At 61.6% G+C, this 8,536-nt stretch carries 7 protein-coding genes; 2 read left to right on the top strand and 5 right to left on the bottom strand.

Features of this window, described 5'->3' with window-relative positions; translation table 11 throughout:
* Positions 1-261: 261 nt before the first annotated feature.
* From OUZ49_RS20140 to OUZ49_RS20120, 5 genes are all read right to left on the bottom strand, one after another.
* Positions 262-1,047 (bottom strand): hypothetical protein, encoded by a 786-nt coding sequence (locus OUZ49_RS20140; RefSeq protein WP_266152409.1) that lies wholly within the window; start codon positions 1,045-1,047, stop codon positions 262-264.
* 331 nt (positions 1,048-1,378) lie between these two features.
* Positions 1,379-1,762 (bottom strand): cupin domain-containing protein, encoded by a 384-nt coding sequence (locus OUZ49_RS20135; RefSeq protein WP_266152408.1) that lies wholly within the window; start codon positions 1,760-1,762, stop codon positions 1,379-1,381.
* Positions 1,763-1,927: 165 nt separating this feature from the next.
* Positions 1,928-2,914: an alpha/beta fold hydrolase gene (locus OUZ49_RS20130; RefSeq protein WP_266152407.1), complete on the bottom strand. Its 987-nt coding sequence runs from the start codon at positions 2,912-2,914 to the stop codon at positions 1,928-1,930.
* Between the two features lie 324 nt (positions 2,915-3,238).
* Positions 3,239-3,637 carry a VOC family protein gene (locus tag OUZ49_RS20125; RefSeq protein ID WP_266152406.1) on the bottom strand — a complete coding sequence of 133 codons (399 nt, stop codon included), beginning with the start codon at positions 3,635-3,637 and terminating at the stop codon, positions 3,239-3,241.
* 429 nt (positions 3,638-4,066) lie between these two features.
* Positions 4,067-4,234, bottom strand: coding sequence for a hypothetical protein (locus OUZ49_RS20120; protein WP_266152405.1), 168 nt, complete (start codon positions 4,232-4,234; stop codon positions 4,067-4,069).
* 325 nt (positions 4,235-4,559) lie between these two features.
* Between OUZ49_RS20120 and OUZ49_RS20115 the strand changes: the two genes are divergently transcribed.
* Together OUZ49_RS20115 and OUZ49_RS20110 are read left to right on the top strand one after the other, a co-directional pair.
* Entirely contained in the window at positions 4,560-4,895 is a 336-nt protein-coding gene (locus OUZ49_RS20115; RefSeq protein ID WP_266152404.1) for a hypothetical protein, read from the top strand.
* Positions 4,896-5,293: 398 nt separating this feature from the next.
* Positions 5,294-8,308 (top strand): TonB-dependent receptor, encoded by a 3,015-nt coding sequence (locus OUZ49_RS20110; RefSeq protein ID WP_266152403.1) that lies wholly within the window; start codon positions 5,294-5,296, stop codon positions 8,306-8,308.
* Positions 8,309-8,536: the final 228 nt, after the last annotated feature.

Below are 8,536 nucleotides of genomic sequence, written 5' to 3'. Positions count from 1 at the left end.
CGACTAGCTCATCAAGGCCCAGCATCCCCCGGAGTGAGGGTGGCGGAGGCCGGATATACGTTTGCAGTCGACACGGACGCCAGAGCTGCGGGATGCTTGCAACAGGGGAGGAGTCCATATACGGACCTTACAAGCCTTCTATATAGCGATGGCCGGCCAGGGTAAAACGTCCGCTTCGCGACGGAAGCGGACGTCAACCCTCTACAGTCGCGCCTCGGCAGATTGCTGGAGGCGCGACTGTACGCTCCAGGCGCGAGGCCCTTACTGCTTGTTGGCCACCCACGACGTCGTGCGATTGCGCAGCTTGTCCTCAGTAACCACCTTGAGGGTCTTGCCATCAGCAGACACCGTGGCCGTCATCACCGAAACGACCTTCCCATTGCGCAGGTCACTCTCCTCGAGCGTGTTGCCGGCAATTTTGACCTTGACACTCGTAACGCCCGGGTCTCCCTGGAAGGGCGCTTCCGTACCGTCGATCTTCGCGCTGTAGGACTGCCCGTTGGCCTGGCTCAAACTGAGCACGCCGTCCGCCTCTTTCCACGTCCAGGTTGTAGCGTTGTCGGACACGCGGAGTGCCTTCGAAAGCTGCCATTTTCCCGACCAGGCATGGGACCCCGCCGGTCCGGGAGCCAGCCGGACAAACTCGTAGGAACCCGTCACCGGAGCGCCACTGCCGCTACTGTCTGTGTACTCGTTCCGACCCGTCTTGCCGTCGGCTGCCAGTATGGCCGACATCGTCTCGGTCACCTTGCCAGCCTTCTTGTAGGTGGTCTTGATCGTATTGGCATCCACCACTTCGACGGCCACGGTGTCGAAATAGGGGTTGCCCGAGACCGGATGGTCCTGCCCGTCAGCCTTGATCGCGAAGGGCGGGACACAGGTTTTGCAGTCGAACATGCCGTTCTGCAAGATGAACTCGTACGGCTTCTTTGACTCCTGGGTTTGCTTCAAATCGGTCTTCCAGGTGCCGTCAAACGCACTACCTGCAAAGGCGCAAACTGGCGACAACAATGCCAGGACAGCAAATACCTTTCGGAACGTACGCATACTTGGTACTCCCTTCAGTAGGTGACGGATGTGGCCACAAGCGGCCATTCTTGCGGTGGAACCGACGTCGCTGACCCATATTTGTTGATACCACTGTTGTCCGTTCTGGGTCGGAGCGGACATTACCTCATCTTGGCCAATGCCCCACCCCTGACCCCGCGTACCCTCGATAACTTGCCCTGATCGAGACGGCCCGTGCCACCGACGCAAGCTCCAATCCTGGGGATAGTTGAGGTCTACTTTGGGCCGGAGGCGAACCGTGCGGGGCGATCAAAATGACCTTCACCCTGCGCGAAACTCGTGTTTGATATGCGTCGCCCCATGGCTGATATCAGCCAACCGGCGTATCAAGGCTGTGCTCCGTGGGCTGCGGCGTAATGGTCATCACCTTGACCCGGTCGGATTCCTCAAACCGATGCCAGACGCCCACGGGGATGACAACCAGCTCGTTTGCGGCCAGAAAATATCGTTCCTCCTTGGCATCCCTTAGCAAGACAACCGTGGTTGTCCCCTCCAGCACCATGACGACTTCGTCGCCATTCGGGTGGCGCTCCCACTCGCTGGAGCCGGAGTAGTAACTCACGTACACCGCTCCATCGCGATACGGCGCGACTTCGGCGAATGCCTCGCCGGCGTCATTCCCAAACGCCATCTCCGGAGACCGATTCGCAAGGTGCTTCAAACCCGACAGAACTTCGGTGAGTGACTTTTTCATGGCCGACGAACATCCCCATTTTGTGTCAGATGGCACGACGCTCCGATACGAGCGGAGGTGTATGTGTAAACGTCTGCTCGGGGTCGAAAGCAGGCCTATCCAGATTGCCCCCTGCTATCGGGCCACCTTCCCACTCCGTGAGGTGTGGCGGCTCGATGGCCCGGCTCATACAGCCCAGAGCTTGCAAGCTTCCTCGGCGATAACGTCGGGAAACTCCTCGGGGAAGAACAGCTTTGCACCTTCCATCCATCGCACGCCCTGTGACCGGGGTAGCGCATGGTCAAGGTATGCAGCATCGTCCCGCGAAAAGATCGTGTCGCCCGTACCCCATACGATGCGCACGGGCTTTTGACTCAGCCTGAGCAACGGCTCCGTGCCGGCCAATGGGTTCGGCGCAAGGCCCATGGCGTAAGCGTTGGTGAGCGCTCTGCGCTCGGGCGATTCGACCAGGGGTCCGAGATACATGTCGATCGTTTCGTCGGCAAGTCGTTGCGGATGTGTAAACGTCATGCCACCGAGCCCCTTGTCCGAGCGTGCCAGGTGCTTGTCGGCGACCCACGGAGCAAGCCATTCCTCTGCAAATCGCCCCTTCTTTGCCAGGTCGATGACCGGGATGACTGCCGGCGGCGGGCAGTCATTCTGCACATCACAATTGGTGAGGAGCACGGTGCGCACACGATCGGGATGACGCGTAAAGAAGAGCTGCGCGATCGCACCACCGCTGTCGTTGGCAACGATGTCAACGTCTCGAATGGAGAGCGCGTCCAACCATGCGATGAGCATCTGAACTTGGGTGGCGGGCGTGATGTGGACACCCTCGGCCACCTGGGTGTAACCCAGGCCGAGCGAATCGGGCGCCAGGCAACGGCGATAAGGCGATAACCGTTCAATCGCGCCGCGCCATTGAAAGCTGTTGAGTGGAAAGCCGTGGAGGAACAGGGCCACCTGTCCACTGCCATGGTCAGCATAGGCGATGTTGCCAAACGGAGTTCTGAGGAAGCGTCGCGATGCGTTCCACTCCTGCGCCTCCTTTCTCGAACTGTCCGGCCCAACGACGTTGGCTTCATGCGCGGCAGCTGTGGGTGTACGACCTGCCACGATTCCGGCAGCCAATGCACTCAGGCTGAAACCGAGAAACTGTCTACGCTGCATCGCTTGCTCCCTGTAGGTAAATCCGAAAGGCCGTGCGGATTCAACCGGTCGTTGCAACACACTAAAGACTGCGCGAGCAGCGGGAGTTGTTGCAACAACCGGCGGAATCCGCAGTAGACATTGCAAAAATAGGGAATGGCTTGCCCTGAGCGCTAGTGCCCCTTGGGCAACGGCCTCCACCCGGGGAGATGTTCCGATACGCCGCCGGCGCCTCCATCGCCGCATTCCGGAACGCAGGAACGGGGTAGATGCACTCCTGTTCCCCAGCAAGCGAATCTGATCCCGCTCTTGCCTCACCCTCGCGCGCGTGCGGCGAGCGAGCCGCTAGTGCGCGCCGACCCTCGCCTTGGCCGCTTCGGTCATGGGCGTGTACAGGCCCACGACGGTGCCTTCGGGATCGCGAAACTGGGCCGTCAGGTTGCCCCAGGGCATCAGCTTGGGTGCCAGGACCACCTCCACTTTGTCCTTCAGCCGCGCAAACTCCGCTTCCACATCGTTCACTTGGAACTCGATGATGGCCGAGCGGTTGGCGGCGGGCTCCACCGATCCCTCTTTGAACAGCGCCACCGTCTCCGCGCTGCCGATGGCAAGCGTCGCCCCGGCGGTGACGATTTCCGCGAACACGGGGGCAAGCCACTGCGCCTGCTGTTGGGTCAACGTTTCATAGAAACCGACCACCGCCTTGATGTCTTGGGCGATAAGCCGCGTGGAGGCAAACTTCATGGAACTTCTCCTAAGAATCTGTTCAAAGTGTCTGTCACGGCCAAGTATTCGCACCCTCTCCTACCCGTCATCCCCGCGGCTCTCAACAGCCGAAGGGCTGGTCAAGCGGGAGGAGCTTCTCAACAGCCGAATGGCTGGTCATCCAGTGCCTTTGGCGCGATAAGAGGCCGAGGTAAATCGAAGCAAGTCGCTGGATCCCCGCCTTCGCGGGGATGACGGTGAAGGAGAAATGACGTTTTCGAGTCTGTTTCTTCCCTCGTAACCGAGACTTTGAACAGGCTCTCAGGGGTCTCGACAGGGACCGTCGGGAGACGTTGTACAAAGGTGCTGCTGCCAACGTCCTGTCAGGAGTGGTGCCTTGAACCGTCGTCGACGTTCGCTTTGCTTGAAGCGGACATTCAGCGTTAGGCGCCCCTGCAACCGCGCGATTCAATGGTCGACCACGATCTTCCTGACGCCTGCATTCGCCGCGTCGGCTTGGTGAATTTGCAACGACTTGTAGATGACTGACCGCTTGCCGCTGCGGTCCAGCACAGCGCGCACGGCCGGCTGAGGGACCACCGCCGCCTGAATCTCGAGGTGCGCTTTCAGAGTCATCGTAGTGCTGCCGATCGCCCGACCACCTCGCCATCTCGAACTGTCCCTGACACGTTTTGGCCGCGGGAACGGTGGCACTGGCCGGCGATCAGGGAAGTCCGAAGTCCAAGGACCACAGCAGGCGTCTCAGGTGGACGGGGGTGCTGCAGGGGTGATGCCTGACAGGCGGCGAGCCTTGGCTTTGCTAAGTTCGGCGCGTCACTCGCGGGGTTCTTTGATGTAGGTCAACGCGAGTGATCATGGCAGCAATGTCATGAGGCGCGGGTCGCAGGTGCGGCAAACACCCACGACCCGCTAACCATCACCAACTTACCGAGAGTTGATCATGGCTGTCCACGATCATACGGCACCCGCACGCCTGTCTTTTCTCTCCTTGGGTGACCCGTTCATCGCCTCGCCCGCCGCCGGTCCACCGGCGCAGCGCCCGCAGGCGCATCCGCCACGCGGCACGACCTTCGACGACGTTGCGCTAGCGCACTACGCGCTGTCGCGACTGTGGTTTGAGGACGAGCAGTATCGAAGGGCAAAGGCCAATCACCCCGAAGCCGAACCCCTGACATGGCCACTTCCAACGCTTTTCAAGGACGGAATAGCCGTGGCGATCCTGTGTCTGGAGCACTACGCCAGGCAGCTCGGCGACGAGCGAGCGATGAACGGGTAAGCGGGTCTTTGTGATCGTTCCCGCGGTGCACCGGCCGGTTTGGCGGTGCACCGCACCTTGGTAACCCCTTACCCCGAAACAGGGCTTTACCTGACACGGATCGCCGCCGGCGCTTATCCGCGGATCCGTTGTGCCCTACGCGGCATTCCACCTTGGCAGCGCATGGCGCTCGCCAACCACCACCGAATTCAACGGAGTTGATCATGGTTCAAACCGGTCACAAGGAAAGCGCTCGCGCATTCGAATCCGTCGACAACGCGTGCCTGAAGCCACCCAACCCTGAGCAGGCATCGGCATCGGGGGAACATCGAAAGCGAGTTCGTGCAGTTTTGACGTCGCCGCGGCTACGGCGCACGGCGTTGGTGGTCGCCCTGGCTTCGGCGGGGTTGAGTGGCGGCGTGGCGGCGCAATCCGCTTCGGGCGCCATTTTCGGCCAGGTGGCCGCACCGAAGAACAGCGTGATCCTGATCCAGAATCTGGAAACCGGCCTCTCGCGCCAGGTGACGGTGGATGAGGCGGGTCGCTATCGCGTGGTGTCGTTGCCGACGGGCAAGTATCGGGTCAGCCTGCAACGCGACGGCGCCATCGTCGGGGAGCGCGACGATGTGGTGGTTACCATTGCCGGTGGCACCGAAGTGTCGTTCGCGGCGCCCGGTGGTGTGAAAGATCTGGATAGCGTCACCGTGTCGGCCGCTTCGCTGCCGCCCATCGACGTGTCGTCGGTCGACACGCGCACGGTGTTCAATGCCGAACAGCTGTCCAAGCTCCCGATCGCGCGCAGCGTTTCCGCTGCCGCCTTGCTCGCGCCGGGCGTGGTGACCAACAGTGCCTATAACGTGGCAAGCTTCGGCGGTTCCGCTTCCTCGGAGAACGCGTACTACATCAACGGCTATGCGGTGACCAATCCACTGACGTCGATTGGCTTCACCACGTTGCCGTTTGATGCCATCGACGAAATGCAGGTGCTCACCGGCGGTTATGGCGCCGAGTTTGGCCGCTCCACCGGCGGCGTCATCAACATCACCACCAAGCGCGGCACCAACCAATGGAAGGGCGGCGTGGCGGCCTATTGGTCGCCCGAGATAGGGCGCGCCACGCCACGCAACAACTTCTACCCCAACACGGGCTTCTATCCGAAGACCGACGGCACGCTGCTCGCCTATCGCAACAAGAACCAGTACTGGGAAACGTCGTACGGCGCTTACCTTGGCGGCCCGCTGATCAAGGACAAGCTGTTCCTTTATCTGTCCGGTGAAGTCGTCAAGCGCGAGGGCGCCAGCGTCGCTTCGTCCTCCGCCAACCCGCAAGCCGCCAACGGCTATAACCGGTATCAGTACGAAATACCGCGCTGGGTGGCCAAGGTGGACTGGAACATCACCGACGACCACATCGTCGAACTCACCGGCGTCTCCGACCGGGAGCAGTACGACAGCGCCTTGTACCCCTTCAGCTACAGCGACTACAGCCACGGCAACAAGCAGACGGGGGGGAAGACAACGAAGGAGGGCGGCGAGCTCTACATCGGCAAATACACCGGCTACCTGACCGATCGCCTCACCGTGAGCGCGCTCTACGGCCAGCAGAAGCTTGAGCATAAGGACGTGCCATGGCAATACGACGCCAGTTGTCCGCGGCTGTCGGGCAATACAACCGCCGTCAATCAGATGCCAGGCATCACCTATAACCCGACCTGCCAGTTCGCCACCGAAGTAAAGGCCCCTGGCGCCAGGGACAAGACACAGAGTTGGCGCCTGAACCTGGAATATCGCCTGGGTGACCACAATCTGCGCATCGGTGCGGATACGCAGGAAGCGCGTTCGATTACGGGCACCGAGTATGCCGGTGGTTATGTGTGGGTGTTCCAGCAAACCGCGAACAAGAATGCCGCCATCAACTCGGGCCTGGGCGTCGGCGCGCCGGCGGCGGCGGGTGGTTCCGGCCTGGGCGTGCCCGGCTCCAACAAGGGCTACTTCGTGCGGCGGCAGTACTACACGCAATCGGCCGATGTGAAGGTGGAGCAGTCGTCGCAGTACCTGGAGGATCTCTGGCAGGTGAGCCCCAACGTGCTGCTCTCGCTGGGGCTGCGCAACGAGCAGTTCACCAACTACAACAACGATCGCGAGCCGTTCGCCTCGCAGCGCAATCAGTGGGCGCCGCGCCTTGGCGTGTCGTGGGACGTGCACGGTGACGCCAGCTTAAAGGTGTTCGCCAACGCAGGCCGTTACCACCTGGCGCCACCGAACAACGTGGCCGTGCGTGGCGCGGCGGCCTCGCTCTTAACCCAGGAATATTTCACCTATACCGGCACCGATCCGCGCACCGGCGCACCGACCGGCCTGAAGTCGATTCCGGTCGATGCCAGCAAGGGCTATACCTGTCCGGGTGGCAACGCCGTCTCCAGCAATCTGGAATGCGGGACATCGCCAGACCCGCGCACGGTCGGCGCGCGCAATCTGAAGTCGCACTACCAGGATGAGTACATCGCCGGTGTACAGCACCAGTGGAACCCCGCCTTCAACTGGGGCGCCAAGCTCACCTATCGCGTGCTGCGCAGCGCGATCGACGACACCTGTGCACCCCAGTTGGGAGGGCATTGCGTCCTGTTCAATCCTGGCGTCGCGAACACCTTTCTGATGGAACAGCCGGATGGCTCATTGAAGGAAGTGACATACAGCAATGCCGAGCTGGGTTTCCCGCCGCTGAAGCGCAAGTACTACGCGCTGGACCTGTATCTCGAGCACCCCAGCCGCGGTGGCAAGTGGTACGGCAAGGTCGAGTACACCTTCTCGCGCAACTACGGCAATACCGAAGGCCAGCTGGCATCGGACCTGGACACGGGGCTGGGGGGCCAGACCGACGTATCGCGAACCCAGGACTGGGATCTGCCGCAACTGATGGTGGGCGCCAACGGCCTGCTGCCAAACCATCGCAGCCACCAGCTCAAGGCGTTTGGCTATTACCAGTTGACGCAGGAGTGGCGCTTCGGCGCGACAGCGGTGATCGCCTCGGGTCGTCCGGCCAGCTGCACCAGCTTCTATCCCACGGCGGACAAAGGCCTCTACACCGGCGCGTACTACCACTACTGCGGCCTCGCCGGTTCAGGCACCAAGCCGGGCACGCCCGGCTATATCCCGCCCTCGGCCGACTACCGTTTCTCACCCCGCGGCACCAGCGGCAGCACGCCCTGGACCTATACGCTCAACCTCAACGCCGCTTACACGCCAAACTGGGCCTCCCAGAAGCTCACCTTCCGGGCGGACATCTTCAACCTGCTGAACCGCCAGATCGCCCAAGGCTACGTCCAAGGCTACGCCAGCGACCGCGTCACCCCGAGCCAGACCTATCGGCGTGAGTTGAATTACACGGCGCCACGACAGTTTCGGCTTTCGGCGCAGTATGACTTTACTTTGTGAGGTGAGTGAACTGTGGAGAGGAAGAGCCAGGCCCGCCGTGAAGCGGGCTTGGTTTTTTGGGGATGAGGAAGCCGAGCCTGGCGCTAAGCGCTTGCTTAGGTCGCGTTCGACCTCGCATTCTGACGTCGGGTCGGCGCTTGGGCTGAGGCCACGCTCAATATGCACCTGATCGTCATATGCGAAGGCCGTGAGCGATGTCTCAAGGATCTTGTCGATGAGCTCCACAGC

Source organism: Dyella halodurans (assembly GCF_026283925.1).
GTDB lineage: Bacteria > Pseudomonadota > Gammaproteobacteria > Xanthomonadales > Rhodanobacteraceae > Dyella > Dyella halodurans.
The sequence above is the reverse complement of the archived record's forward strand: the minus strand, read 5'-3'. Positions and strand labels throughout refer to the sequence as shown.

Bases quoted from the DNA above. Each gene is read 5' to 3' on its own strand.
- OUZ49_RS20140 (WP_266152409.1), bottom strand. From the start codon at position 1,047: ATGCGTACGTTCCGAAAGGTATTTGCTGTCCTGGCATTGTTGTCGCCA.
- OUZ49_RS20135 (WP_266152408.1), bottom strand. From the start codon at position 1,762: ATGAAAAAGTCACTCACCGAAGTTCTGTCGGGTTTGAAGCACCTTGCG.
- OUZ49_RS20130 (WP_266152407.1), bottom strand. From the start codon at position 2,914: ATGCAGCGTAGACAGTTTCTCGGTTTCAGCCTGAGTGCATTGGCTGCC.
- OUZ49_RS20125 (WP_266152406.1), bottom strand. From the start codon at position 3,637: ATGAAGTTTGCCTCCACGCGGCTTATCGCCCAAGACATCAAGGCGGTG.
- OUZ49_RS20120 (WP_266152405.1), bottom strand. From the start codon at position 4,234: ATGACTCTGAAAGCGCACCTCGAGATTCAGGCGGCGGTGGTCCCTCAG.
- OUZ49_RS20115 (WP_266152404.1), top strand. From the start codon at position 4,560: ATGGCTGTCCACGATCATACGGCACCCGCACGCCTGTCTTTTCTCTCC.